The organism is Celeribacter ethanolicus (assembly GCF_002407265.1).
GTDB lineage: Bacteria > Pseudomonadota > Alphaproteobacteria > Rhodobacterales > Rhodobacteraceae > Celeribacter > Celeribacter ethanolicus.
Genome location: NZ_CP022196.1, coordinates 1,189,100 through 1,215,000, shown reverse-complemented (window position 1 = coordinate 1,215,000; position 25,901 = coordinate 1,189,100). Strand labels below are relative to the sequence as shown.

Below are 25,901 nucleotides of genomic sequence, written 5' to 3'. Positions count from 1 at the left end.
GGCAGACACACTGCGGGTGCTAACGCCCGTAGTGGAGAGGGAAACAACCCTGACCTCCGGCTAAGGCCCCTAATTCATGGCTAAGTGGGAAAGCAGGTGGGACGACCAAAACAACCAGGAGGTTGGCTTAGAAGCAGCCATCCTTTAAAGATAGCGTAACAGCTCACTGGTCTAGATAAGTTGTCCTGCGGCGAAGATGTAACGGGGCTCAAGCCATGAGCCGAAGCCGAGGATGCCGTAAGGCATGGTAGCAGAGCGTGGTGTGATATAGCTTCATGCCTCCTTAGATCCTTCGGGATCATTGGAGGCTCGAAGCTTTCTGTGAAGCGGGCGCGTGAGCGATCCCGTGGAGAGATCACCAGTGAGAATGATGACATGAGTAGCGACAAACAGGGTGAGAGACCCTGTCGCCGAAAGTCCAAGGGTTCCTGCTTAAAGCTAATCTGAGCAGGGTAAGCCGACCCCTAAGGCGAGGCCGAAAGGCGTAGTCGATGGGAACACTGTTAATATTCAGTGGCCAGAGAGAAGTGACGGATCGCAAAGGTCGTTCATCCTTATCGGATTGAATGGGCGGCTGAGCGGTCCCTGGAAATAGCCTCTCATTAGATCGTACCCTAAACCGACACAGGTGGACTGGTAGAGAATACCAAGGCGCTTGAGAGAACGATGTTGAAGGAACTCGGCAAAATACCTCCGTAAGTTCGCGAGAAGGAGGCCCAGTTTCTACGCAAGTATTGGCTGGGGGCACAAACCAGGGGGTGGCGACTGTTTACTAAAAACACAGGGCTCTGCGAAGTCGCAAGACGACGTATAGGGTCTGACGCCTGCCCGGTGCCTGAAGGTTAAAAGGAGAGGTGCAAGCCTTGAATTGAAGCCCAGGTAAACGGCGGCCGTAACTATAACGGTCCTAAGGTAGCGAAATTCCTTGTCGGGTAAGTTCCGACCTGCACGAATGGCGTAACGACTTCCCCGCTGTCTCCAACATCGACTCAGCGAAATTGAATTGCCTGTCAAGATGCAGGCTTCCCGCGGTTAGACGGAAAGACCCCGTGCACCTTTACTACAGCTTCACACTGGCATCAGGCACAACATGTGCAGGATAGGTGGTAGGCTTTGAAGCAGGAACGCCAGTTCCTGTGGAGCCTTCCTTGAGATACCACCCTTGTTCTGCTTGATGTCTAACCGCGACCCATTATCTGGGCCCGGGACCCTGTGTGGCGGGTAGTTTGACTGGGGCGGTCGCCTCCCAAAGAGTAACGGAGGCGCGCGAAGGTTGGCTCAGAGCGGTCGGAAATCGCTCGTTGAGTGCAATGGCAGAAGCCAGCCTGACTGCAAGACTGACAAGTCGAGCAGAGACGAAAGTCGGCCATAGTGATCCGGTGGTCCCGAGTGGAAGGGCCATCGCTCAACGGATAAAAGGTACGCCGGGGATAACAGGCTGATACTGCCCAAGAGTCCATATCGACGGCAGTGTTTGGCACCTCGATGTCGGCTCATCTCATCCTGGGGCTGGAGCAGGTCCCAAGGGTATGGCTGTTCGCCATTTAAAGAGGTACGTGAGCTGGGTTTAGAACGTCGTGAGACAGTTCGGTCCCTATCTGCCGTGGGTGTAGGATACTTGAGAGGAGTTGCCCCTAGTACGAGAGGACCGGGGTGAACGATCCACTGGTGGACCTGTTATCGTGCCAACGGTAGTGCAGGGTAGCTATGATCGGAAAGGATAACCGCTGAAGGCATCTAAGCGGGAAGCCCCCCTCAAAACAAGGTATCCCTGAGGGCCGTGGAAGACCACCACGTCGATAGGCTGGAGATGTAAGTGCAGCAATGCATTCAGTTGACCAGTACTAATTGCCCGATAGGCTTGATTTGATCCAGTAAAAGCAAAACTGCTCTTACTCGAACGAAATCAAAAGCATACACAAAACTTACTTGACTTGGACATAAGCTCATTATTCGGTTTGGTGGTCACAGCGTCAGTGAAACACCCGATCCCTTCCCGAACTCGGCCGTTAAGCACGATTGCGCCAATGGTACTGCGTCTTAAGACGTGGGAGAGTAGGTCACCGCCAAACCTAATAATCAGCTTATTAATCTCTCATACGATGCTTAACACACATTCGGCCCTGTCGCGGGATGGAGCAGCCCGGTAGCTCGTCAGGCTCATAACCTGAAGGTCGTAGGTTCAAATCCTACTCCCGCAACCAAGGTCGAATACAAAATTCCCATATAACACAAAACAATAGGCGCCTTCAGGGCGTTTCTTGCGTTTGGGCCGTAGCGTACCAAAAAACACGCTGGAAGCAAATGGGGCGAGCTCAACGGTGTGGTGGATAATCTCATCAAAGACATCCGTCGCGTTGACGGCCAGCAGCGGGATCGAGCGCATCCCGCTACTCCTCCATCTCATCGCGAATGCTCGTAAGCGTTACAACTGCCCCCCATTTTCACCTCTATTCCGAGCAAGGCACCGCCTCTATATTGGCGCATAGCGCCAATATGAAAAAACACCACACGCTAGGCCGTTTCGGCCCTAGGCCAAGATTTGATCTCACTATTTCACTGCAAGGCGGCCACAACCGCAGCCAGTGAAGTGACTGCCGCCTGAAAGTTCATTCTTCCCGCTGCTACGGGGTCCCCAGCATTTCGATCAGTCATTCACCTAACCAAAGTTCTTAAATTTTGCTATCTATCGGTGATCAGAGCATTTTTATAGGGGCGTGCCCGTGATGCGACTTGTCTGAAAATACCTACCTTTAAAAACTTATGTAACATCCCTGCGACCATCGTCAGCACCAAGTGCCATCAGTGCTTCCATAGTCGTCGTGATGCTTGCGGGATACCATTCCCCCGCATCACCAACCGTAACAAGTTTGACAATCTCGCTTAGAAGTTTCCCTTGTCCACTATAAGCTTTGAAACATGGGTAAGCGCTAAGAACCTTCTCCTCCAAGTTGTGCCCCTGATGGCGGAGGTAGGCCAGCGGAATCTCAAGCGTTGAAGCGTTCATGTATCTAATTTTTGCGACCGATGACGTGTCTGTACCGGATAGAACCTTGCTGCAAAAAGTATTTACCTTGTTTTGCCAGTCAGTCTCACTCCAACCTTGAAGCGACATAAATCCTTCATCTTCATTCATCAGAGCGGCATTGACTGCCTTGTCCGGCTTATATTTGCACATAAGCAAGATGCAGAGTACTGGATCAAGAATAAGGTTCTCAATGGAATATCTCTCACCTTCACACAGAATGTGAAACTTGTCATCTGAAGCACATATGTGTTGATTATCCCAGTCTACGAGGCCCACCACACGGTTAAGACCTGCTTCGGATATTTGCTTCGTGAGGGCACGGACGCGAGCGCAGCCCGCGCCTACAGTCTCACCGGTTTCTTTTTTTACGCCGGACCCCATAAACGTTAACGATTTTTCTGATGAAAGTTTTTGATTGAGGCCGCGGTAAAGATCGTTCCAGATCTGTGCGTCACTTTCGTCCTCAGTGATAACAAGGATTCGTGCATCATAGTCGATGGCGAGAGTGGGGATAGCCTCGGTGAGTAAGCGAAGGGCTCTCGACCTGCCGACAGGTCTTAGCTGACCCGCCTGATTATTCATTTCATATACTTCATCGTCATCAACGAGGGCTACCGTTGTCGGGGAGTGAGTGGTCATTATGACCTTGATACCTAGCTTGGCAACTAAGGTATCCTTAATGACACGCAGAACATATTTGACCATGCTCGGGTGAAGAGTTGCGTCAATTTCATCTAGCAGCAGAAGCTTGGGAAAAACCGCCGTCCCTTTGGCACTTTCAGTATTATAAAGAGCTATGGCAAAGGAAATAAAAATGCGCTCCCCAGACGAAAGATCATTAAAGCTGATCTCGGCGTCGCTCCCATTCTTTTTCAGCGTTACACGAACGCTCGAATTTACGGCCACATAGTCAGGTTCACTGACCTTGAACTCTATGTTTCCCTGATCAAATAACTCATTCAGAAAGTCCCATGGGGCGGGTTCATTAAACTTAACAATGCGATCAAGCTGATTATGGGCTTCGGCAATGGTATTGCCGTTCATGAGGTCTCGGTGACGTTGAAATATTCGGTTTAAATCTTGTTCAAACCCCTGCGAAATCACCTGATCAAGGAGTAGCAGAGCATTATGTCTGGCAGAATCGTTTTCTCCAAACAAAGCGGGAGCATGTTTAACAATATTTTGGTCGCTTAGACTGTTGATATACAAACGCGCCTGTTGCTGCAAATTCTGCCGTTGCTCACCACGAGCAGAAGAAAAATTGGGCATCATGAATTCCCGTATCCGACCGCAAGTTCTAAACCTTTCTGCATCCACTGTCTCGCTTGCAGCAATGATAGATAGTAGACGGTCAATTTCACTGTGAGGTGTGCGGATATGTTGCTTAAGTTTTTCTTCTATCTTTTTCCCTATCTCGCTCAGTCCCCCTGGCTGTGCCGCAGCCTGATCTTTTGGAACAAGCGTCTCCCATGTGAACATGGAAACCTCGCCCACCCCAGCTTGGGCGATAGCATCGCTTTTAATTGAGCCAGAATATATTGCGCGTAGCAGGTGGCTCTTCCCCGACCCATTGATGCCGGTAACGAGCGTAAAGTCGGGCAACTCAGTGTTATCAAGGGACTGAATTGATAGAAAATCTTTTTGAAACGTTATTTTATGAGGCATGACGGTTTATGAAATGGCTAGAAAGTTTTGATGCCCAGAGCAAGGCTGCGGCAAATACACAGTAGAGGTAAGAAAGCTAAGTGCCAAGCTGGCGTTGCCAAAGGTAATGCAAAGTTTGGGTAGGCTAGCTTGAGAAAGGTGTTCATATTTATCAGGCGGTTGATACGTCATTTTAAAAATATTTGGTACGTCGCGGGCCCAAAAGGGCGGCAGTTTTGCCGCCCTCAAAAGATTTAGCGTTTGATCCAAAACTCAGGTGGAGCGTTCCATGGCAGTAGTTTCTCATATTCAGAGCGTGGAAGTTTCATCGCGATCTGGTCGAAGACCCATTTCAAATAGGGCTCCGCATTCACACCATTGAGCTTACAGGTCTCAATGATCGAGCTGTGAATTCCCCATGCCTCTGCGCCCTCGTCACTTCCAAGAAAATGCACATTTTTTCTCAAAAGGATGGTCGGCTTGAACATGCGTTCGACCGCATTGGTGTCGAGGTCGATCCGCCCATCATCGACAAATCGGGTCAAATCTCCCCATTGCCTCAGCACATAGCGGATCGCTTGCCCCATCTTGTTCTTCGAAAGATGACGGTCTGCATGCGTGACCAAAAATGCTTTTAAGCGCTCCAGAATGGGAACCGAGAATTGTCTCCGATGTGCGCCTCGATGATGAGACGGACTTTGAACAGGCGAGAAAAAACTACCCTCGATTTGTGTTCGACGCAAAAACACTCGGCTTTGGTATCCCAATTCAAGAAGACTACCACGACACGCTTTATCCAGACCTCTGGAAACCCCGCCAACCCGATTTGTTCTCCGGTGCGTCGCGAGCTGAAGGCATAACTCGACCCGGCAACACGATCCGAAAAGTATATTTGTGTCAGGCACAATCAAATCTAGGCCCTCCAGGTTCGGTATTGTTTTTCTACAAGGGCGTTTCTAAAGACCCACCTTCGCAAGCCATTACGGCACTTGGGATACTGGAGAGCATGACTCTTGCAGGCTCCAAGAGGGAACTGATGCAATTAACTGGCGGCAGGTCAGTATATAGCGAAGAAGAGCTAGAGGAATGGGAACAGAAGGCAAAAGATAAAGGTAGACCAGTCAAGGTTATCAACTACCTGCTTGTTTCATACATTGAACCTGCAGTCTCGATTGACGAGTTGAAAACGATGGGTGTCGTCAGAGGGCACCCTCAGCAGTCAATCTACAAACTTTCTCACGACTTAATTGCCCGTCTCATCGAGCGGGCCGATTTGGAATTTGAAGTATGAGCCAGCGTGTCATTGCATTTACAGGTATTTCTGGCGTCGGGAAAACTACATTCCTGAGCAAACTGGCCGAATTGATAACGTTTCAGCACGTCACAGGCGGCAGCCTAATTGCCGCGGCCCGCGCCATCGCTCCTGGCAGCCGAGATACGATGCGCCATGCTGATCTGGATGAAAATCAGCGCCTGCTAATTCAAGGTTTTTATCGGGCGCGTGACCCAGATGCAGGGCTCATCGTTATGGATGGGCACGTTGTCGTCGATACTGGAGAAGGCCTGACAAAGATCTCGAGTGACGTTTTCAAAGCGCTCGACGTGATGGCTATGGTGCATTTGGAGGCTGACCCATCTCGCATTGCTCAAAACCGATCGCGAGATAGCTCCCGTTCTCGACCTAAAAGCGAAATTGAAACGCTAAAAATGCACCAGGACGCGTCTCGCAGGCACGCAAGTTTTATCGCAGACAGTCTAAAAATCGATTTTCTTATTGTTGGGCAAGGTGACGTTTCATCTTTGGCCAACCGATTGACTGTCGGTTTTGATGACGCGATGCCCACCAAAACACAGCAAATTTAGCTTCTACCAAGAAAGTTCGCTAATGAGACCAAATCTTTTCACAATCAGCCTCATACCTGCGGCATCTTCCTTTTTAGCAGGGCTTTTTATCGTAGGTCTATTTGTTTCTAACTCACCGGATCAGACAAAAGTGCCGCAAAATCAAGCTGGGGTGACTAGCGTTGCCGCCGCTGAAACAGAAGCCGGAGGGCACGCTAAGGAGCCCTCAGAGGGGCAAAGCAATCAGCTAATAAGTAAGACGCCAGCCAATGATCTTTCTGAGGGAGGTGTTAGTAACTTTGTTGTTGTGATTCAGGCACTAGTGTGGCCGTTGACTATCCTGCTGGCGTTGATGCTAATCGCCCATAACGACCGACTGGGCCGTATTTTGGGAATTGGGACGAAACTGGTAAAAAAAGTTAGCGCTGGAGGCGTTCAAATTGAGATTAACGCTGAAACAGTACAGCTGGTGCAGCGCCAGTTGCATGGGACTTTTCAAGAGCTAATTGAAAGCTCCACCGAAGAATACGAGCGGATGGCCGACATCCAAGAGATCCCAACGCACCTAAAAAACGCGATCGTAGAAAATGGATTGAAGAACGTTTCTGATCTGCGCGCAACCGTGCACGTAAACGACGTTATTTTTCCTGAGTACCTCTACCAACTTGTCGACTACTATCCACGAGGGGGAGGTGGGCATCGTCGTAATTCACAACGGTATGGGATCATAGGAAGAAGTTGGCGTTCAAGCGAGTCGCATGGTACCGGTGATGCGTTCGCAGGAATTGGCTCAGTCGAAGCTCTTGTAGAGAATTGGGGAATGACGCACGAAGAAGCCCAAGGGCAAGTCAGCGCCCGCCCGTCAAGCATGAGTATTGTTGTGCGACACGAAGAAATACCTGTTGGTATCCTTTTCGTCGACTCAACTTCAACTGATGCATTTGGTAATGATACCCAGGCGACGGAACGCGCAAACGAAATCGCAGTTTCGCCGTCGGTGAAGAGACTTGGTGAGGCCCTTGCTCGCACCTTGGCGCCGCTTCGAACAGCTGCTCCAAGCATAAAGATCATTGGTAGCTAAGATGACAGACAGCAAACACCACAGTGTCGCAGCCTACGAGAAAATTGCTGAAGAGTACTATGACGAACAACTGCATCCAACTTGTAGAGATTTAGGCAAGCTGAGTGCATGCTTGTTGAAACCACTAATTGAGCAGAGGTTTCCCACTGCGGGGCAATTACTCGAGATCGGAGCAGGTGAATCGAATCTAGCTCCAATAAGCAGGAAAAAAGGCGCTCTCGAGCGCACTGTTTTGGTGGATAGCTCCCCCAAAATGCTAGCATATTCGGAGGTCTGGAAAACACTTGGAGCCCGCCTTTTGATCGCACCGGCAGACTCAACGGGGCTACCTTCCAACTGTGCTTCATTAATTGTCTCATCGCTCGGTGACCCCTACAATTCTCAATCATTTTGGATCGAGGTGAAAAGGCTTCTAGAACCGAACGGGCGAATTGTTTTCACTACCCCTTCGTATGAGTGGTCCACGAAGTTTCGTTCAAAAGATAACCGTGATGTTGCTGAGTTTCTGCGCGGCGACGGCGAAAAACTGTTTATGCCGTCCTTTGTCTACAGCAAACAAGAACAGCTTAGAATGATTGAGAATGCTGGGCTGAAATGCACAGATTTTCGAGCAGTGGGTACAACATGCTTGGGGGAAAGCACCGCGCCAAAGCTCCAAGTCATCGAGCCGGGGTTGCCTGCAGTCGTCGCGTTTGTCGCTGTAGCAAAGGATCAAAATAGACTCCGCTGAAGCACGCTCGGATACCGAGTTCATTTGCCTTCGCCATGCTGGAACTGGGTTCCTGAATCTACATTGCCTGCTTTGTCCCGTGATCTGTAAATAGGACCGAATTTTAGTTTCGCACACGCAGCGAAAGGAAGCTTTGGCGGGCCGCAATATCGCCACAGAGAGGCGGGCTGAATAGCCGCTTGGGGCCGCGATTACCTGCGCATCCTTTCTGCATCTTCGAAATTCTGCGCTGACGTCATCAAACAAGAAGGGCTCAAACCAAACTTTTATCTTACAAGTCCAACGGCATTAGAACGAAACGACACCCTTTTTCATCGACTATGACAATCGGCTCTTGTTCATAGGCAGCCATGAGCACGTCGATATTCTCCCGAAATTGCTCCTCGGTAATTTCGACGAGTCTTGGTGGATTTGACGCTAGGAACGTATCGCAAATCATCTCGCGCACGAGACCTTCCGCTGTTATGCCCCGTTTCGCAGCCAACCTCTCGAGCACGAGCAAAACCTCGTCTGGAATATCGTGTATTGTGAGGTCGACCATTTTTAGATCTCCTTGATCTGCCTCTTCCCCCCACTTTTCGTCCATAAACGCCTTAAACTCTGCTTCTGTCATATGGCCAGAAGCCCCGGTTTCTACCGTTTTCCGTCTTTCCTGCATCCCGTCTTCGAGTGATGAATTCGACTCTTCAGGTGTTTTTCCGCTGCTCGGTGTATCATCTTCAGGCTTTGTCATGGTCTATCCCCTTCAATGGGTGATTTCGGTCCAGAAATGTCGATGGGAGCCACAGGGCGTCTCACATGTCGTGTCGTGACGCGTTTCCAGTCGATGCCTTCGAACAGGGCCTCGAATTGTGCTTTACTCAGGCTGACAACGCCATTTCGCACATTCGGCCAGACAAAGCCCCGGCCCTCGATGCGTTTGTACGCCATCACCAACCCGGTTCCGTCCCAGACGATGAGCTTGAGGCGGTCAGCGCGCTTGGAGCGAAAGACGAAGATCGCGCCAGAGAACGGATCGAGTTCAAACTCAGACATCACAATGGCGGCAAGACCGTCCATTCCCTTGCGAAAATCGACCGGCTCGCTGGCGAGATAGATTTTGAAATTGCCTGCAGGAGAAATCATCAGATCACCGCCCCGCCTGTTCGAGGGCACGGACGAGTTTCGCAAGATCATCCACGGGATAGGTCGCTGGCAACGTGAGATCTACGACATCGCCTCTCAGCCGGATCAGCTCTTCTCGCGTTGTTTCCTCCGTCAACGGTTCATCGACATGATCCAACATGACTTCAGCGAAGGTCGGCTTTACTGGGTGCGTGCCGAAGGTCGCACGATGCTGCGCGACATCCGTTCGCCATTTGTAGACGAGCGATTTTGAGACGCGGCATTCTTTCGTGACGTCTTCGGTCGTCAGTTCGCCATTTTCGATTTTGGTCCGGATAAACCGCTTGAAGCTGGGTGGCCACACACGGCGACCACCGGCATGGACTTCGATGGAAAAGCCGTAGTGGTTTCGGATGCTCGGTTGTTCTGACATGCTGCGGTCCTCTGGTTTGGAGGAAGGCTATCAGGACGTTTAGTTTCCCGTCAGAGGTTGTTTTGGGGGCCAGATGCAACGCTTACGATTGAAAACCTCCTGCGTTATGACGCCGATGCTTTCTGCAAACGTCTCCATCTACTCTGATTTTCGTTCTTGTCGTCGTGATGCGATCCATCGGGAACGGACACCGGAGGCGGCCTCAAATATAGACCTTTCGGCAATGTCAGGGCGGGCGCGTCTCTGCTAGGCTGGATAGGAAACAACTGGAAAAAAGGGTTTCAGATGAACAACAAGCCCTCTATTCGCGTCGAAGGTGCCCTGCAGAACGCTCTGGTCATCGATGATCACCCGCTGTTTTGCGATGCCTTGTCGATGACGTTGAAAGTCGGGCTTGGGATCGAGGCGGTGCAAACTGCCGGGACGCTGGAAGATGCACTTGCGGCGCTGGACGCCGGGGGAAAACCGGATGTGATCCTCCTGGATCTGAACCTGCCCGACGTCAACGGCCTCGATGGCCTGGTGCGGTTGATCAAGCTGTGCCCGAAAACTCCGGTGGTGATCGTCTCTTCCATGGCCGAACCCAGGGTGGTGCGCTCCGCCATCCGGGTGGGGGCTGCCGGATTTGTCCCGAAACACTCGCCACGGGATGTCTTTCGCAAGGCTTTCGAACATATCGCCAACGGCGAGATCTATACACCCGAAGGGGCCTTTGCGGACAGCGAGGCCAACATGCCACTGAGTGCGGGCGAGGATGCGCTGATCCGGCTGTCGCATCTGACCCGGCAACAGGCCCGGATCCTGCAACTGATCTGCGAGGGTCAGATGAACAAGCAGATCGCCTATGAGCTGTCCATCGCCGAAACCACGGTCAAGGCGCATGTGACCGCGATCATGCGCAAGCTGGGCGTGCAGAGCCGCACCCAGGCCGTGCTCATCGCGCAGGAAGCGAATTTCAACAGCCTCTTGCCTGACACCTGACTTTCCGCCACCCTTGGGACAGGGATGGAGGACAGGATGATACGACCGGGCGCAGCTTTCGGTGCGGGATTTGGTGCAGGTACACCTGTGGTGCGCTCCGCCGAGGTGGAGGCGCAAGACCCCGATGCCATTCGCAAACTCGTCAAGGGCTTGGGACAGGGACCGTTTTCCATCGTCCTGATGTTCATCGCGCCAAGTGTGGACCGCGTGGCTCTGGCACGCCAGATCAAGGCCGAGGTGCCTTGGGGACGGGTGATGGGCTGTTCGACCGCGGGCGAATTGACCTCATGCGGCTATGACGAGGACAAGATCGTTGCGGTCGGCTTTCCGGTCGAACATTTCGGGGTGGAAACCATCCTCGTGCCCGATCTCAAGTCCTGCCTGTCGCAGGACCTGATGAGTGGCTTGATCCGGACGCGGCAACTCCTGTCGCAGCGCTATCCGCATTTCGAACATGAGTTCGCGATGCTGCTGGTCGACGGGCTGTCCGAGCGCGAAGATGCCTTGACGGCCGCACTGTCCTCGGGGCTGGGGCCGGTGCCTCTGTTCGGCGGCTCGGCCGGCGACGGGGTGCGGTTCAAGGAAACCTTCTTGCTCAATGGTCGCCAGATCACCGAAAACGCGGCGATGCTGACGTTTTTCCGCACCCATTGTCCGGTGCGGGTGTTTTCTTGCGATCATCTTCAGGTCACCGAAAAGCGTATGGTCGTGACCGAGGCGGAGCCGGACTCGCGTGTCGTCAAGGAGATCAACGCCGAACCCGCCGCGATGGAATATGCGCGGCTGATCGGTCAGGACCCGGCGCTTTTGAACGACCGGGTGTTCGCGGCGAACCCCCTGGTGGTGCAGGTCGGCGGCAAACACCATGTGCGGGCGATCAAAGCGGTGGAACCCAATGGCGATATGTCCTTTTTTGCCGCAATTGATCAGGGGCTGGTGCTGACCTTGGCCGAACCCAAGGACATCGTGGGCCATCTCACCAACACGCTTGACACCCTGTCACGCCCCACGGCGCCTGAGATGGTTCTGGCCTTCGATTGCATCTTTCGCCGGGTCGAGGCCGAGCAAACCCAGAGGAGGGCCGAGGTTTCCGCGTTGTTGCAGAAACACAAGGTGCGCGGGTTCTCCACCTATGGCGAACAGATCGGTGCAATTCATGTCAACCAGACCTTCACCGGCGTGGCGATCTATCCGCCGGGCACGGAGATGGTGGAGAGCGAATTGACAGCCTGTTCGGGCCCCACACCCGCAGAGGGGACGCCAAGATGACACGTCCGTCCGATTTCGTCCTGAACCCGGAGGACAGCCCGGAGCGGTCTCGTGAGAAGCTGTTGAAAATCGTCGATGTGTTGATGAGCCAGACCGAGCAGCGCTCGAACGAACACAGCGCCGCCTACGCTCAGTTTCAGCGCGCCGCCATGTTCGAGGAGCAGGTCCGGCAACGCACTGTCGATCTGGAATATGCGCTCGATCTGCTCAATGTCTCGAACGCGCGTCTGGCCGAGGCCAACCGCGATCTCGATACCGCGCGGCGCAACCTCGCCAATGCGATCGAGACGGTGCAGGACGGCTTTGCCCTGTTCGATTCGGACGATGTGCTGGTCATGTATAATTCGCGCTTCGCGAGCTTTCTGCCGGATGTGCGCGCCGCGCTTCATGAGGGGATCAGCTTTTCAAATTATGCCGAATTGGTCGGCAGGTCCAAGCATCTCGATCTGACCGAAACGGACACCGCCTATGCCTGGGCCGAGCGTCGGGTCGAGCGGCACAAGGACCGGCATGTGGTGTTCAACATCCATGTCGAGGGCGACCGTTGGGTCCAGATTTCCGAACATCGCACGCCTGACGATGGCACGGTGATCTTGCAGACCGATGTCTCCGATCTGGTGCATGCCGAACGCGAAACGCGCGGGCGGATGCTGGACGATCAGGCCCAGATGATCCACGCCACTTTGGAGCACGTTTCCTTGGGCGTGTGCATCTTTGACAAGGACGCGCGGCTGGCGGGGTTCAATCAACGCTTGGGCTATCTGATGGGCCTGCAGATGTCGCTCATGCGGATCGGCGCGCGGTTCGACACGATGTATCAGCGCACCGAGACGGCCTTGACCCTGAGCGACGGGATGACGGCTGAGGCGCTGATGGCTTGGGTCTATGGTCAGGCGCCGCGTGTGCCGATCACTTTTGAGCTCAAACATGTCGATCATCGGGTTTTGGTGGTCTCTGCCGAGGACCTGCCGGATGGTGGTTTCGTGATGTCCGTCACCGATGTGACCGCCGAACGGCGGGCGATGGAGGAGCTGACTCGCACCAACGAGACGCTGGAGGCGCGGGTGATGAGCCGGACGCTGGATCTCGAGGACGCGCTGGGCCGGGCGGAACGCGCCAATGCCGCGCGCTCGCGCTTTGTCGCCGCCGCCAGTCACGACCTGTTGCAACCCCTGTCCGCCGCCAAGCTGTTTGTCGCCTCCGCCGAGGACGATGTGACCAGCCCGCTGGCGCAAGAAACCCTGGCCAAGGCGCAAAACGCGCTGGCCAGTGTCGAAAACATTCTCTCTGCGTTGCTCGATATTTCGAAACTCGAAGCCGGGCGCAAGGCGCTCGACATCATGCCTGTGCCTTTGGCGCCGATGCTGATGCAGTTGCGTGAGGAATATCTGCCTGCCGCGCGCGCCAAGGGGATCGACTTGCGCGTGGTGCGCACCGATAAGATCGTCGAAAGCGACCCGACTTATTTGCGGCGGATTTTGCAGAACCTGATGTCCAACGCGATTCGCTACACCGAGGAGGGCCGGGTTTTGGTGGGCGCACGGCGCAAGCCGAACGGGCGTGTGCGTCTTGAGGTGCGCGACACCGGACCCGGTATTCCCGAAGCCTCGCAACAGGCGATTTTTCAGGAATTTCATCGACTTGGCACCTCGGCCTCGGCCTCTGTCGGCATGGGGCTTGGGCTCGCCATCGTCGACCGGGCCTGTGCGCAATTGGGGCATCCGATCCATCTGCACAGTGAGCTGGGCAAGGGCACAGTGTTCGGCATCGACCTTGCCGTGACCCGGCATCTGGCGGCGCAAAATATCACGAGCTTTCAAGCGACCCCGTCAGCGCCGGATCAGGCCTTTGGGCTGATCGCGCTTTTGGTGGAAAACGACGCCGATGTACGCCGCGCCATGACGCTCTTGCTCGAAAAATGGGGGCTTGCGGTGGTGGCAGTGGAAAACGGCGAAGAGGCGCTGTCTCTGGTGGCCGAGTTGGATGTGGTGCCCGATCTCATGCTGGTCGATTACCAGCTTGGCGAGGGCATCGACGGCATCGAGGTGATCCGCCAGATGCGAGGTCTCTACGGCGCTATCCCGGCGCGTCTGGTGACCGCAAACCGCTCTCCCGAGGTGGTGCAGCACAGCGCGGGCGCAGGCGTCAAAATCCTCTATAAACCTATCGCGCCACAGGATCTTGAGCGTTTTGTCATGGCGCCGCAGGACGAGGGGTGAGGGCGCGCGCATCGCCCCGCGTGTCACCCCGCCACCGACCCGCAGCACGTTCCCACGGCTGGATCACTGCAATCTCGATCACTAGCATCACGGCCACGAAACTAAGCGCATAGGCCAGCACATGCGCGGTTTGAAAATTCTGGAAATGCAGATGGATTTTAAAGCCGATCCCATTGGAACGGCCTAGAAATTCCACGACGAGCACGATCTTCCAGATCATCGCCAAACCGTTGCGTCCCGCGATGGCCAGATAGGGCGCCAGTTGCGGCAGAACCACATGGCGCAGGTAGCTAAGGCGGTGCATCCGGTAAAGGCCCGCCATCTCATCGAGCCGCCGATCCCGCGCGCCCGTGCCATCACGCAGCGTCACCGTCACCTGCGCCAGTTTGTTGAGCGTGACCGCGGTGATCGCGGCCACCTCATTGAGACCGATCCAGAGATAACAGAGCACGATCACCACCAGCGCGGGCAGGTTTAGAAACACCGTCACCCAAGGATCGAACAGGCGGTTGAGACGCGGCGAAAGCCCGAGCAAAATCCCAAGTGCGGTGCCAAGCACCATGGCGGCGGAAAAGGATAGGATCACGCGGGTCAGCGTCGCCTGCATCTGCGGCCAGAGCGTGCCTTTGGCGATCAGATCGGCCAAAACCACCATGACCGCCAAGGGCGACGGCAATATCTCCGGGTCGGCTTTGACCCAAGCCGCAAAGGCCCAAAGCGCGACCAGCCCGCCCAAGGACAGGGCCGTATATCTCACTGACGTGATCCGCGTTTTGTCCATGAAGTCCTCCCAAATTGACTGTAGCGCGGGGCGGGTCGCAGGGCGTGCTGGACTTTGGTCGTATTCGCCGCGCGCGCGGGCATTGTTAGCGTGATCAGATGCGCAGGCTCATTGTCTCACTTCGGGCGCTGATTTGGATCGTGCTCAACTTTTTTCCCCTGTCGGTCGCCGCCGCCGGGCCGGAGCCTTTGCCGCGCGACGAGATCGCGAAATTGATTGTCCCGCCTTACGCCTTGGGCGAAGACATCGACGACCGGGGCGTCTATCAGCTTTTGAATTCCGGCGACGCCGAAGTGGGCTATGTCTTCGAAACCGGCCCTCTCGCGCCTTTGCCCGGCTTCTCAGGTAAGCCGATCAACGCCCTGGTTCTGTTGGATAAATCTGGCATCTTTATCGACGTGCGCTTGCTGTCGCAATATGAGCCGGTCTTTGTGTCGGGTCTTGGCGAAGCGCCGTTTCGCGAGTTTCTGGCGCAATATCCTGGTCTCTCGATCACCCAAAGCCTGGTCGTCGGCGTGCCTTATGGCGCTGGCGGCGGCGGGTCCGATCTTGTCTATCTCGACGGCGTCACGAAGGCCACGGCCAGCGTGCGAATCGCGCATGAAAGTATCCTTGCTGCCACGCTGATCGTGGCCCGCGACAAGATGCAGGGGCTGGCGACATCCACGCCCGCGCGCGCCGATGCGGACGTCAATGAGGCGCTGAGTTGGGCCGATCTCGTGGACCAAGGCATCGCGCGGCGCCTCTCCGTCACCAACGCCGAACTGGATGCCGCTTTTGCCGGTACGATTTGGGCCAGTGACGATCCCGAGGCAAAGGCCGACCCGGAGGGCCGCTATCTCGATCTCTGGCTGATTGACATCGGCGCGCCCTCGGTGGCGCGGGCGGTCCTGTCCCCCGGCACCTTCGAGGAGGTGCAGCGCTTTCTCGAGGTCTCGCCCGAGGCCGAGCCTTTTTTGGTCATGGACTATGGGCGACACGGGTTGGTGTCTGATGACTTCGTGCGCAACACCGCGCCGGATCGGCTGTCGGCGGAGCAGGGCGGCTTTCCCGTGGCGCTGCGCGATGCTGACATCTGGGTCGAACTTGCGCCCGATGTGCCCGAACCCGAGACTGCGATGATCCTGCGCGCCGACCGGCGGCTGGGGTTCGATCCGATTTCGGAGTGGGGTCTGAAAGTGCAAGCCGTGCGTGAACACGGCATGTTCCAGCCGCAGATCGGCGACACGCATTTCGAACTGGCTTACAAAGCGCCGGAGCGGTTTTATAGCGTGCCCGAGGTCCACAAACCGCTGCCCGGCTGGCTTGAGGCGGCGTTCAATCGCAAGGCCGACCTGATCGCTCTGGCGCTGTTCCTGACCACGCTTTTGGTGCTCGTCGGCCCCTTGATGCATCGCTTTGCGGCACAACGTCATTTCACCGCGCTGCGGCTTGGCATCCTTTGCGTGGTGATCGGGTTCATCGGTTGGTGGGGACAGGGGCAATTGTCCATCGTGACGGTGCTCGCCGTGCTGCGCGCCGCCGTGGGGGATGGCAGTCTGTCGGTGTTGTTGTATGACCCGTTTTCGCTGATGATCTGGGCGGTGAGTCTCCTTGGCTTCGTGCTTTGGGGGCGGGGGCTGTTTTGCGGTTGGCTTTGTCCGTTCGGCGCGATGCAGGAGCTGTTGCATCATCTCGGCAAGGCTTTGGGGCTGCGCCAACGCGAGGCGACGCCGCTCTGGGATCGTCGGCTCAAGAAAGGGAAATACGTCGCGCTGGCAGGTCTGATCTTGGTGGCCTTCGCGGCCCCGGATTACGCAGAAAAAGCCGCCGAGATCGAACCGTTCAAAACCGCCATCACGGTCTATTTCCGGCGCGAGTGGATTTATGTCGTCTACGCGGTGTTTTTGCTGGCGTCGAGTATGGTCTTTTTCAAAGGCTTCTGCCGCTATGTCTGCCCCTTGGGGGCTGTCATGGCGATCGGCGGGCTGCTCAGAGGCCGCGATTGGATCGCGCGGCGCGAGGACTGCGGCAGCCCCTGCCAGCTCTGCCGTGTCAAATGCCGTTACGGAGCGATCAAGAAGACCGGAGAAATCCAATATGATGAATGTTTCCAATGTTTTGATTGTGTTAAAATCCATGACGATCCCACCCAATGCGTGCCGCTGATCCTGGCGGCGAAACGTCAGGTCAAAGAACAGGCCAAAGAAGAGGAATTTGAGGCATGAGACTTTCGCGACGTCGGTTTCTCACGCTTTCGGCCTGTGCCTTGGCATCGCCTGCGCGGGCCGTGACGGGGCGTTGGACAGGCTATGCCTTCGGCGCGGAGGTCTCGCTCGATTTGCGTGGATCAAGGGGGCTGGTCGAGGCGGATTTACAGGCGGTGATCGCGGAAATCCGTGCCTTGGAACGGCGCTTTTCGCTTTATGATCCGACCTCCGATCTGTCGCGTCTGAATGCGCGTGGGGAGGAGCCTCTATCACCGGAGTTGCGCGAGATTTTGGACATGTCGCACCGGGTTCATGCCGTGACGGGCGGGCTGTTCGATCCAACAATCCAGCCGCTCTGGGAGGCTCTTGCACAGGGCGGAAATGTGACAACCGCCCGCGATTTGATCGGTCTGGATCGGGTCACGCGTGAGGCTGATTACATCAAGCTGGGTGCGGGGCAAAAGCTCAGTTTCAACGGCATCGCGCAGGGCTATGCGACGGACCGGATCGCGGTTCTTCTGAGAACGCGCGGCTATGGCGAGGCGCTGATCAACATGGGGGAATTTGCCGCTTTGGGCGGGCCGTTCCGGCTCGGACTTGTTGACCCCGAAGCCGGACGTCTGGGCGCGCTTCACTTGAGCGCGGGGGCGATGGCGACCTCCAGTCCAAGTGCGATGACGGTGGGGGGCGAGACCCATATTCTGCACCCCAAAGGCGGGGCGCCCATGTGGTCGACCGTGACTGTGGTCGCAGAAGGCGCGGGCCAAGCGGCGCTGGCGGACGCAGCCTCGACCGCCTTTTGCCTGATGCCGCGCTCTGAGATTGAGACGGCCAAGCAAAAGCTCGGCCTGTCTCGGGTGTACCTTGTGGATGTCGCGGGCAATCTGAGCTCTCTGTGACGCTCAGCGCTCGGGCGGCAGAAAGCTCAGGCCATGTTCGACAAAAATGGCTTCGATCTGCCCATCCGCCAGCGCTTTTTCAATCGCGTAATCGACGGCATAGCCCAGATCGCGGTGCTGTTGGTTGACGGCGACGCCCACGGTCCAGCTGTTGCGCACCAGACCGGGCAGGGGCGGTTGATGGACGCCGAATCCCTCGCTCAGCCCCGCCTCGATCACCGCCAAAGGCGCCATGACGGCCATGGTTTCGCCCGAAGTCATGCCCGCGACGGCGGCGTCCGAAGAGCGGTAGCGATGGATCGCGTCCCCGATGGCGCCGCGTCCGACAGAGGTCAGGTAGAAATCCGACAGGCTATCGTTTTCCACTGCTACCGTGTCGAATCGAAAGTAGGCAGGCGTCGGTTTGGCATCGGGATAGTCGGCCTCGCTGTAGCCGATGGCCAAGGCCTCTCCCGCATATTGTCCCGTGAAAACAACCTGTTCGATGCGGCAGGTCAACTCGCTGTCATAGGGCACATGCAGCATGACGTCAGAGACGCGCCCGCCTACTGTGGCGCCTTTCCAGACGTAGTTGCGCAGATCCGCGTCGAGGGTTTCGTCGGCCTGCACGAGGCGAAAGCGGGGCGTGACGCCAAGATCTTCGGCGATGATCCGGCCGATTTCGACGTCGATGCCTTTGGCCTTGCCGCCCTCTTCATAGGACCACGGCGGGAAGTCTTCGTAGAGGGCGAACTCGATCCAGCCCTCATCGATGATGCGGTCGAACGCGCGGCCGACATCCTGCGCAAAAGTGTTCTGCGGTTTCGGGCCGGGGACATAGTCCTCACAGCGCGCGAAAGCCGGTCCCGCGAAAGCGAGACCGGCGAGCAGGGCCACGACAGGGCCCGATGTGATGTGACGGCGCATGGTTCACTCCGCCGCAGAGAGGCCCACAGTCAGAAGATCGGCGGTGTGTTTCCACGTCGCGGGATCGTCGGTCATGTTGCGCGCGGCCTCAAACGCCACGCTGTCGGCGACCGGCGCACCGGAGCCGGTTTCGACATCGGCGGCGATGTTGGCAAGCTCTTCCTGCACCCCGGTCGGGTTGTCGACGTCCCCGGCCAGAAGGTGATCGCGGATTTCGATCAGACGCGTCATGTGATCGTCCAAGGCGCCATCGTCGGGGCGGGTTTCGATATAGGTGCGGATCGCCCAGGCGGCTTTTTGACCGAGCAACTCCCCGAAGGCGGGCATCTTGGTGATGCCGTTTTGGGTCATGCCGAGCTGGAACCGCTCGACAAACCATTCGTCGCCGTATTCCTCGGCTTCGAGATAGCGCAGATCGGGGGCCAGACCGCCCGACACCGCGCCAAGCCCGTGGCAGCGGGCACAGTTCTGGTTGAACCCCGAGGAGCCGATCTCGATGGCCTTGAGCCAGACCTCTTCGCCCGCTTCCTCCGCACGGTAGGGGTTTTCGGTCAACCATTCTTCGCCCACATCGGGCAAGGCGTCGGTGTTCACCGGCTGCGGGGTCACATCGCCATGGGCGAAGGCGGCGGTGGCAACTGCGGCGGCCAGCGTTGTGGTTAGTGCGGTGAGCAAGGCGGTGCGTTTTACAGCGTTTTTCATTGGGTCCTCCCATCGTTTTCCCATGAATATCTCTGCCGCGAAGGCGCGCGCCATTAGACCTTGGTGCCACTGTCCGAATGGGCATGCGACTTTGGTCGTGGTTCGCCTCCAACGGTGCGCGGCATAGGGTTTCTTGGAGGGAGGACGATGATGACAAGGACGTGGTGTGTCATAGGGCTTATGGCCTTCGTCTCTGCGATGCCTGCCTCGGTTCGGGCGGAGGAGATCGACATTTCAATCGGCTATCTGCGGTTGGAGACCCCGTCGCGCCCGGTCTTGTCGGGGCTCGATCCGATCCCGCCCGCGCGTGGCATCGAAGGCGCGGAACTGGCGCTCAAAGACAATCAGACGACGGGCGGGTTTCTGGGGCATCATTATACGATGGATGTTGTGTCCGTGCCGCCAGAAGGGGATGTGACCGCAGCGGCGCAGGCAATGCTCGCGGGCCATGATCTTGTGCTGCTCGACATGGACGACGAGGCCCTGTTGCAAGTGGCGGATCTGCCTGTCGCGCAGGCGGCTTTGGTCTTCAATGTCTCGGAAAAGACCCCGGCGCTGCGAAGTGCGGATTGCCGGGCCAACCTGTTTCACACCGTGCCGGAGCTGGGCATGGAGGCGGATGCCTTGATGCAGGTTTTGATGGGAAAACGCTGGACCAAACTGGCGCTGATCGAGGGGCCAAGCGCGGAGGACGCGGCGCTGGCGCAAAGCTATCGCGATGCGGCGTGGAAATTTGGGCTCAAGATTGTCTCCGAAGCGAGCTGGACCTTTGACACCGATCTGCGGCGCGCCGCCGCCCGCGAGGTGCCGTTGTTCACGCAAGATTTCAAAGCGCATGACGTGGTGCTGGTCGCCGACGCACATGACGATTTCGCCCGCTACATCGAACACAACACATGGGAGCCGCGCCCGGTCGCAGGCGCCGTGGGGCTGGTGGCGGAGGCCTGGGCGTCCGTCGTCGAACAATGGGGCGCGGCGCAGTTGCAAAGCCGGTTCGAAGACCTCGCGCAGCGCGACATGACGGCGGAGGATTACGCCGCCTGGGCCGCCGTGCGGGTGATCGGGGAGGCGGTGACGCGGACCGGATCGGCGGAGCCCGACGTGCTGCGCGATTATATTCTGTCAGACGGATTTGAACTGGCGGCCTTTCAGGGCAGGCCTTTGAGCTTTCGCACCTGGAATGGCCAGATGCGCCAACCGATCCCGGTGGTGAACGCCCATGCGCAGGTGGCCTCGGCCCCGCCGGACGGGTTCGAACATGCCCAAAATCCGCTCGACACTTTGGGATTGGATCAAATGGAAAGTGACTGCCATGCTTTTGAAAACTAAGATGTCTGCCAGTCTTTTGGCGCTCGCGTTCGCTTTGCCCGCGACCGCCTCCGAGATTTGGGTCAGCAATGAAAAAGACGACACGCTCTCGGTGATCGACATCGACACTTTGGAGGTCGTGCGCACAATTGAAGTGGGCGAACGCCCGCGCGGCATCACCTTCAATTCGGATTATTCGCGGCTCTATATCTGCGCCTCCGACAGCGATGCGGTGCAGGTGATGGACCCGGAGACGGGCGAAATTCTACACGATTTGCCCTCGGGCGAGGATCCGGAGCAATTCGTGCTGCACCCGGATGACCGGCATCTGTGGATCGCCAATGAGGACGACGCGGTGACCACGGTTGTCGATGTCGAGACGCGCAAAGTGGTGGCCCAGATCAACGTCGGCATCGAGCCCGAAGGCATGGCGGTCTCGCCCGATGGCAAGACGGTGATCACCACGTCGGAGACGACGAATATGGCGCATTGGATCGACACGGGCACGCATGAGATTTACGCCAACACGCTGGTCGATGCGCGGCCCCGTCATGCGGAATTTGTCAAGGAAGGAGCCGAGCTTTGGGTGTCGTCAGAGATCGGCGGCACGATCACGGTGTTTGACACCGCAGATCAAAGCGAGACCGGAAAGATTCACTTTGAAATTCAGGGTGTTCACCCCGATCTGATCCAGCCCGTCGGCTTCGAGCTGACGCCGGATCACAAGACCGCTTTCGTGGCGCTTGGCCCCGCAAATCATGTCGCCGTCGTGAACACCGAGACGCTTGAGGTCGAGGAGTACATCCTCGTCGGGCGCCGGGTCTGGCACATGGCGTTTTCACCGGATCACAGCCAGCTCTTCACCACCAACGGGGTGAGCGGCGATGTCACCGTGATCGAGGTCGCTTCCCACAAACCGCTCAAGACCATCAAAGTGGGGCGGTTTCCTTGGGGTGCAGCCATGCGCCCGTAAATGTCTAAGATAAAGGAATATTTCATGCGTTACGCACTCATTGCCGCTGCACTTCTTGCCGCAACATCCGCTTTTGCTGACGACGATGATGCCCCCGAATTCGGCCTCGCGGGCATCCTGTCGGCCTCGAATTCCGAAGACCTGCCGCCGATTACGCTCTCCGCCGGGCAGCCCTTGGCCGACGCGCCGCTCAAGCTCAAATCCGGTACCTATTACGAGATCGAGATTGAGGCCGATGGCTCGCAAGAACTGGCGCTCGAAGGGGCTGGATTCTTTCGCGCGATCTGGATCGACGAGATCGTGATCGAAGGTCTGGAAATCCGGCCTTTGGGCATCGACAGTGTCGAATTTGATGAAGCGGGCACGATGGAGATCGGCTTTGTCGCGATCAAACCGGGGCGCTATGAATTGCGTGTGCCGCAATCCTCGGGCGATCTGCAACGGTTGGACATCACGATTGAATAGGCGGGCGAATGAGCGTGAGAATGACCGGGTTAAACGTCGAAAATATCACCCACGACTGGGGCGCGAAACGCGCTCTGGATGCGGTGAGCTTTTCGGTCGCGCCGGGTCAGTTTTGCGCGCTTTTGGGGCCGAACGGGGCGGGGAAATCGACGCTTTTCGGGCTTTTGACGCGGTTGTTCACGCCTCGCACCGGGCGGATCGAAATTGCGGGACATGATGTGTCCCGCGAGCCGCTTGGCGCACTGTCGAAAACCGGGGTGGTGTTTCAACAGCCGACGCTCGATCTCGATCTGTCGGTCTGGCGCAACATGCTCTATTTCGCGGGGCTTCATGGCATCACGGGCCGCGCGGCACGGCTTGCGGCCTCCGAGGCCTTGGACCGTCTTGGCATGGAGGAACGCGCGCGCGAGCGGGTGCGTGATCTCAACGGCGGGCACCGGCGGCGGCTGGAGATTGCCCGCGCGTTGATGCATCGGCCCGGGGTGTTGCTGTTGGATGAGCCGACCGTGGGGTTGGACGCGCAGACCCGCAGCGATCTGGTGGCGCATGTGCATGGGCTGGCGCGCGACACCGGTCTGGCGGTGCTTTGGGCCACGCATTTGACCGATGAGATTTGGCCCATAGATCAACTTGTTGTCTTGCACAAAGGACGCGTGTTGGAACAGGGCGAAGTGCCCGTCACAGGCGCGGCTTTGACAGCGCATTTCCTGAGACTGACCGAAAGCGAGGGCGCATGAGACATGCCTTGGCCGCACTCTGGGTGATCTGCCACCGCGAGGCGCTGCGCTTTTTGGGTCAGCGCGCGCGGATGCTGGCGGCGCTGGTGCGGCCGCTGGTGTGGCTCTTTGTCTTCGCGGCAGGCTTTCGTGCCGCTCTGGGCCTCTCGATCACGCCGCCGTATCAGACCTATATCTCCTATGAGACCTACATCGTGCCGGGGCTCTGCGGCATGATTTTGCTGTTCAATGGCATGCAATCCTCGCTCTCTCTGGTGATGGACCGCGAGATGGGGACGATGCGGCTGTTGCTCACGGCCCCTCTGCCGCGCTGGTGGTTGTTGAGTTGCAAGCTGATCGCGGGGGCGCTGATTTCGGTGCTTCAGGCCTATGCCTTCCTCGCCATTTGCGCGCTCTACGGCATCACATTTGCGCCTCTGGGCTATGTCACGATCCTGCCGGCGCTGTTTCTCACCGCCCTCATGGTCGGCGCCCTTGGCATCGCTTTGTCGTCCACAATCAAACAGTTGGAGAATTTCGCAGGCGTGATGAATTTCGTCATCTTTCCGATGTTCTTCCTCTCCACCGCGCTCTATCCGCTCTGGAAAATGGCGGAGGCTTCTGCACTTTTGGAATGGATATGTCGCCTCAATCCCTTCTCTTACGGGGTAGAGAGCATAAGGTTTGCGCTCTATCTGACGCCCAATCCGCTGGCTTGGGGCGTTTGTGTGGGGGCGTCGATTGCTTTTATGGCGCTGGCGCTTTGGGGCTATGACCCAGCGAAACGGATGATCGGGCGCAAGTTCTGAACTTGCGACTTTGGTCGCAGGGGGGCTTGGACCTTTGTCTCATTCGGCATCGAGGCCGTCTCTGGCATGATCGCCTTCGGGAGGACTGTCATATGAAGCGTATTTGGTTCGCGATGGCCTTCGCCGCACCGCTCTTCGCGGAAGACCTACCGATGGAGCTTGGCCCCGACACCCATGTCGACGAGCAGGGCACCCTCAACCCGCATGAGATGTCGATGGCGCAGGTGATGGAGAACATCCGCGAGGGCGACACGGGGATGGTGATCTGTTCTCAGGGCTATCTGATCACGAAATCCGGACGCCACGAATTGGCGCGCGAGCTGTTTTCCAACTGTGCGGACGCGGGCTGGACCGGGGCGATGACTTGGATGAGCCAGCTCGATGACAACGGGCTGGGCGGGCCACAGGATCTGGAGGCCGCCGCCGAGTGGAACCGCAAGGCGGCAGAGGCGGGCGATCCGGTGGGCAAGTTCAACCACGGGCTCGACCTGATGCGCGGCTGGGGCGTGGCGCGGGACGAGGACGCGGGCCGGGCGCTTGTCGATGAGGCGGCGAACCAAGGATTGGCCGTGGCACAGCGGTTGCAGCGCGCGGATTACGATCTCGACGAGGTGACGCCCGACGCCGATGAATGGCGCTATCTCAACCTGTTCTAACGCATCTCTACGACCAAAGTCGTAGAAGGCCTCCGACCAATGTCGGGGGCTTTTCTTGAGGCAGGTCAACACTTTGGAGGAGGCTCTCGCGCGATGATGCATCAAACAGTCGCTTAGGAGAGACTCGATGAAACCCAAATATTTCGCCGCCGCTTTGATCCCGGCGCTCTTTGCAACCGTCGCCTTTGCGGGCGAATACGATGCCATCAAAACCGCCGCAGGGGCCGAGTTCTTCGACAAGGAATGCCACCGCTGCCACGCCGTCGATGCCGACCGCGCGAGCTATGGCCCGCTTCTGAACGGCGTCGTCGGGCGTAAGGCGGGGACGTTCGAGGGCTACCCTTATTCCGAAGCGTTGAAGAACGCGGGTTTTGTCTGGACCAAGGGCGCGATCCGGGCCTGGATGGAGGACAATGATGCGCTCGTGCCGGGCACGAAAATGCGCCACGTCGGCGTGAGCGATCCGACGGTGCAGGATTTCATCGTCACCTATCTGGCGTCGATTTCCGAGTGATTTACACAGCGGCGCGGAGCGTGGCGGGGTGGCCGTCGAGGCACAACACCCGGTCCGCCAGCCGCGCGGCCTCCGTACGGTCGTGAGTGACTAAGAGCGTCGTCGTGCCGTGCTGCGCGCGCAGAGTCTCGAAAAGCTGCATCATCTCATCGGCCAGCTTTGGGTCGAGCGACACAAAGGCCTCGTCCATCAGCAACAGATCGGGCGAGGCGGCAAAGGCACGGGCCAGCGCGAGGCGGCGTTGTTGGCCCAGCGACATCTGCTCGGGGAAATGATCGGCGTGATCGTTGAGACCGACGGCGGTGAGCCAGTCGAGTGCCTGTGCTTTGGAAATCCCGGTGGTCAGGGTGAGGTTCTGCCACGCCTTGCGCCAGGGCAAAAGCGTCGGGCTTTGAAACACAGCCGACAGCCGGGGCGGGCGGGTGATCTCGCCTTCATAGTCGCGGTGCAGCCCGGAGATGACCCGCAGTAACGTGGTTTTGCCGACCCCTGACGGGCCGGTCAGCGCAACGGTTTCGCCCGCACGGATGTCGAGCTTTACGGGGCCTAAAATCTGCGCGCCTCCGGCGGACACCGAGCGCAGATCGAGGTGCAGCAAGGCGGCCTTCACAGGGAAAGCCGCCTCGAGACTGTCCGAGAGGATGGACATGTC

At 57.3% G+C, this 25,901-nt stretch carries 26 protein-coding genes, 1 tRNA gene and 2 rRNA genes (1 of these 29 cut by a window edge); 19 read left to right on the top strand and 10 right to left on the bottom strand.

All coding sequences use genetic code 11. The features are described 5' to 3' along the window. From CEW89_RS05860 to CEW89_RS05850, 3 genes are all read left to right on the top strand, one after another. Nucleotides 1-1,869 (top strand): 23S ribosomal RNA (locus tag CEW89_RS05860) (it extends 957 nt beyond the left edge of the window). A gap of 88 nt (nt 1,870-1,957) precedes the next feature. Beyond that, nucleotides 1,958-2,072 (top strand): 5S ribosomal RNA (gene rrf / locus CEW89_RS05855). 55 nt (nt 2,073-2,127) lie between these two features. Next, nucleotides 2,128-2,204 (top strand) — tRNA-Met (locus tag CEW89_RS05850). Here the strand turns inward: CEW89_RS05850 and CEW89_RS05845 are convergent. The 3 genes from CEW89_RS05845 to CEW89_RS20685 all read right to left on the bottom strand — a co-directional run bounded on the left by CEW89_RS05845 (nt 2,183) and on the right by CEW89_RS20685 (nt 5,415). Beyond that, on the bottom strand, nt 2,183-2,386 hold the full coding sequence (locus CEW89_RS05845; RefSeq protein WP_096805255.1) for a hypothetical protein: 204 nt from the start codon (nt 2,384-2,386) through the stop codon (nt 2,183-2,185). The two genes, CEW89_RS05850 and CEW89_RS05845, sit on opposite strands and share 22 nt — an antisense overlap. A 375-nt stretch (nt 2,387-2,761) precedes the next feature. Continuing rightward, nucleotides 2,762-4,693, bottom strand: a complete 1,932-nt coding sequence (locus tag CEW89_RS05840; RefSeq protein WP_096805254.1) for an ATP-binding protein — start codon at nt 4,691-4,693, stop codon at nt 2,762-2,764. A gap of 233 nt (nt 4,694-4,926) precedes the next feature. Next, entirely contained in the window at nt 4,927-5,415 is a 489-nt protein-coding gene (locus CEW89_RS20685) for an IS66 family transposase (RefSeq protein ID WP_198403507.1), read from the bottom strand. Between CEW89_RS20685 and CEW89_RS20680 the strand changes: the two genes are divergently transcribed. From CEW89_RS20680 to CEW89_RS05815, 4 genes are read left to right on the top strand one after another with little or no spacing between them, the layout of a single operon-like run. Next, nucleotides 5,301-5,963, top strand: a complete 663-nt coding sequence (locus CEW89_RS20680) for a hypothetical protein (protein ID WP_157779768.1) — start codon at nt 5,301-5,303, stop codon at nt 5,961-5,963. The two genes, CEW89_RS20685 and CEW89_RS20680, sit on opposite strands and share 115 nt — an antisense overlap. Continuing rightward, on the top strand, nt 5,960-6,535 hold the full coding sequence (locus CEW89_RS05825) for an ATP-binding protein (RefSeq protein ID WP_096805251.1): 576 nt from the start codon (nt 5,960-5,962) through the stop codon (nt 6,533-6,535). Before CEW89_RS20680 ends, CEW89_RS05825 begins: the two co-directional genes overlap by 4 nt. A gap of 22 nt (nt 6,536-6,557) precedes the next feature. Further along, nucleotides 6,558-7,595: an aldehyde dehydrogenase family protein gene (locus CEW89_RS05820; protein ID WP_157779767.1), complete on the top strand. Its 1,038-nt coding sequence runs from the start codon at nt 6,558-6,560 to the stop codon at nt 7,593-7,595. 1 nt (nt 7,596) lies between these two features. Continuing rightward, nucleotides 7,597-8,325: a class I SAM-dependent methyltransferase gene (locus CEW89_RS05815; RefSeq protein ID WP_096805249.1), complete on the top strand. Its 729-nt coding sequence runs from the start codon at nt 7,597-7,599 to the stop codon at nt 8,323-8,325. Nucleotides 8,326-8,596: 271 nt separating this feature from the next. Here the strand turns inward: CEW89_RS05815 and CEW89_RS05810 are convergent, their stop codons facing one another. The 3 genes from CEW89_RS05810 to CEW89_RS05800 are packed head-to-tail and all read right to left on the bottom strand — an operon-like array spanning nt 8,597 to nt 9,862. Continuing rightward, nucleotides 8,597-9,058, bottom strand: a complete 462-nt coding sequence (locus CEW89_RS05810) for a hypothetical protein (RefSeq protein ID WP_157779766.1) — start codon at nt 9,056-9,058, stop codon at nt 8,597-8,599. Continuing rightward, complete coding sequence (gene tnpB, locus CEW89_RS05805; RefSeq protein WP_096805247.1) at nt 9,055-9,450, bottom strand: IS66 family insertion sequence element accessory protein TnpB; 396 nt, start codon at nt 9,448-9,450, stop codon at nt 9,055-9,057. The genes CEW89_RS05810 and tnpB overlap by 4 nt, the downstream gene beginning before the upstream one ends. Nucleotides 9,451-9,454: 4 nt before the next feature. Then, nucleotides 9,455-9,862, bottom strand: a complete 408-nt coding sequence (locus CEW89_RS05800; protein WP_096805246.1) for a hypothetical protein — start codon at nt 9,860-9,862, stop codon at nt 9,455-9,457. Between the two features lie 285 nt (nt 9,863-10,147). On the opposite strand from CEW89_RS05800, the gene CEW89_RS05795 reads away from it, so the two are divergent. The 3 genes from CEW89_RS05795 to CEW89_RS05785 are packed head-to-tail and all read left to right on the top strand — an operon-like array spanning nt 10,148 to nt 14,331. Further along, nucleotides 10,148-10,843 carry a response regulator transcription factor gene (locus tag CEW89_RS05795; protein ID WP_066706705.1) on the top strand — a complete coding sequence of 232 codons (696 nt, stop codon included), beginning with the start codon at nt 10,148-10,150 and terminating at the stop codon, nt 10,841-10,843. A 36-nt stretch (nt 10,844-10,879) separates the two neighbouring features. Beyond that, nucleotides 10,880-12,112 (top strand): FIST N-terminal domain-containing protein, encoded by a 1,233-nt coding sequence (locus tag CEW89_RS05790; protein ID WP_096805245.1) that lies wholly within the window; start codon nt 10,880-10,882, stop codon nt 12,110-12,112. After that, complete coding sequence (locus tag CEW89_RS05785; protein ID WP_096805244.1) at nt 12,109-14,331, top strand: PAS domain-containing hybrid sensor histidine kinase/response regulator; 2,223 nt, start codon at nt 12,109-12,111, stop codon at nt 14,329-14,331. Before CEW89_RS05790 ends, CEW89_RS05785 begins: the two co-directional genes overlap by 4 nt. Here the strand turns inward: CEW89_RS05785 and CEW89_RS05780 are convergent. Continuing rightward, entirely contained in the window at nt 14,306-15,112 is an 807-nt protein-coding gene (locus CEW89_RS05780) for an ABC transporter permease (protein ID WP_096805243.1), read from the bottom strand. The two genes, CEW89_RS05785 and CEW89_RS05780, sit on opposite strands and share 26 nt — an antisense overlap. A 98-nt stretch (nt 15,113-15,210) precedes the next feature. Here CEW89_RS05780 and CEW89_RS05775 point away from each other — a divergent pair, with 98 nt between their 5' ends. Both CEW89_RS05775 and CEW89_RS05770 read left to right on the top strand, forming a co-directional pair. Then, nucleotides 15,211-17,319, top strand: a complete 2,109-nt coding sequence (locus CEW89_RS05775) for a 4Fe-4S binding protein (protein WP_096805242.1) — start codon at nt 15,211-15,213, stop codon at nt 17,317-17,319. Next, nucleotides 17,316-18,200: an FAD:protein FMN transferase gene (locus tag CEW89_RS05770; RefSeq protein ID WP_096805241.1), complete on the top strand. Its 885-nt coding sequence runs from the start codon at nt 17,316-17,318 to the stop codon at nt 18,198-18,200. Before CEW89_RS05775 ends, CEW89_RS05770 begins: the two co-directional genes overlap by 4 nt. 3 nt (nt 18,201-18,203) lie before the next feature. Here CEW89_RS05770 and CEW89_RS05765 read toward each other — a convergent pair whose 3' ends face one another. Then, on the bottom strand, nt 18,204-19,106 hold the full coding sequence (locus CEW89_RS05765; protein WP_096805240.1) for a substrate-binding periplasmic protein: 903 nt from the start codon (nt 19,104-19,106) through the stop codon (nt 18,204-18,206). A 3-nt stretch (nt 19,107-19,109) separates the two neighbouring features. After that, nucleotides 19,110-19,808: a cytochrome c-550 PedF gene (gene pedF / locus CEW89_RS05760; RefSeq protein WP_198403506.1), complete on the bottom strand. Its 699-nt coding sequence runs from the start codon at nt 19,806-19,808 to the stop codon at nt 19,110-19,112. Between the two features lie 150 nt (nt 19,809-19,958). Between pedF and CEW89_RS05755 the strand changes: the two genes are divergently transcribed. From CEW89_RS05755 to CEW89_RS05725, 7 genes are all read left to right on the top strand, one after another. Beyond that, the gene (locus CEW89_RS05755) at nt 19,959-21,137 is read left to right on the top strand and encodes an ABC transporter substrate-binding protein (protein WP_244906165.1); all 1,179 of its coding nucleotides are present in this window, start codon (nt 19,959-19,961) and stop codon (nt 21,135-21,137) included. Then, nucleotides 21,121-22,089 (top strand): YVTN family beta-propeller repeat protein, encoded by a 969-nt coding sequence (locus tag CEW89_RS05750; RefSeq protein WP_244906164.1) that lies wholly within the window; start codon nt 21,121-21,123, stop codon nt 22,087-22,089. Before CEW89_RS05755 ends, CEW89_RS05750 begins: the two co-directional genes overlap by 17 nt. Nucleotides 22,090-22,113: 24 nt before the next feature. Further along, nucleotides 22,114-22,554, top strand: coding sequence for a cupredoxin domain-containing protein (locus CEW89_RS05745; RefSeq protein ID WP_096805237.1), 441 nt, complete (start codon nt 22,114-22,116; stop codon nt 22,552-22,554). Between the two features lie 20 nt (nt 22,555-22,574). Further along, a complete protein-coding gene (locus CEW89_RS05740) occupies nt 22,575-23,291 on the top strand; it encodes an ABC transporter ATP-binding protein (protein WP_096805236.1) in 717 nt (238 codons plus the stop codon). After that, nucleotides 23,288-24,079 (top strand): ABC transporter permease, encoded by a 792-nt coding sequence (locus CEW89_RS05735; protein WP_096805235.1) that lies wholly within the window; start codon nt 23,288-23,290, stop codon nt 24,077-24,079. Before CEW89_RS05740 ends, CEW89_RS05735 begins: the two co-directional genes overlap by 4 nt. A gap of 92 nt (nt 24,080-24,171) precedes the next feature. Beyond that, nucleotides 24,172-24,735: a tetratricopeptide repeat protein gene (locus CEW89_RS05730; protein ID WP_096805234.1), complete on the top strand. Its 564-nt coding sequence runs from the start codon at nt 24,172-24,174 to the stop codon at nt 24,733-24,735. A gap of 127 nt (nt 24,736-24,862) precedes the next feature. Next, nucleotides 24,863-25,249 carry a c-type cytochrome gene (locus CEW89_RS05725; protein WP_096805233.1) on the top strand — a complete coding sequence of 129 codons (387 nt, stop codon included), beginning with the start codon at nt 24,863-24,865 and terminating at the stop codon, nt 25,247-25,249. 1 nt (nt 25,250) lies between these two features. Here CEW89_RS05725 and CEW89_RS05720 read toward each other — a convergent pair whose 3' ends face one another. Next, nucleotides 25,251-25,898: an ATP-binding cassette domain-containing protein gene (locus CEW89_RS05720; RefSeq protein ID WP_096805232.1), complete on the bottom strand. Its 648-nt coding sequence runs from the start codon at nt 25,896-25,898 to the stop codon at nt 25,251-25,253. Nucleotides 25,899-25,901 lie beyond the last annotated feature (3 nt).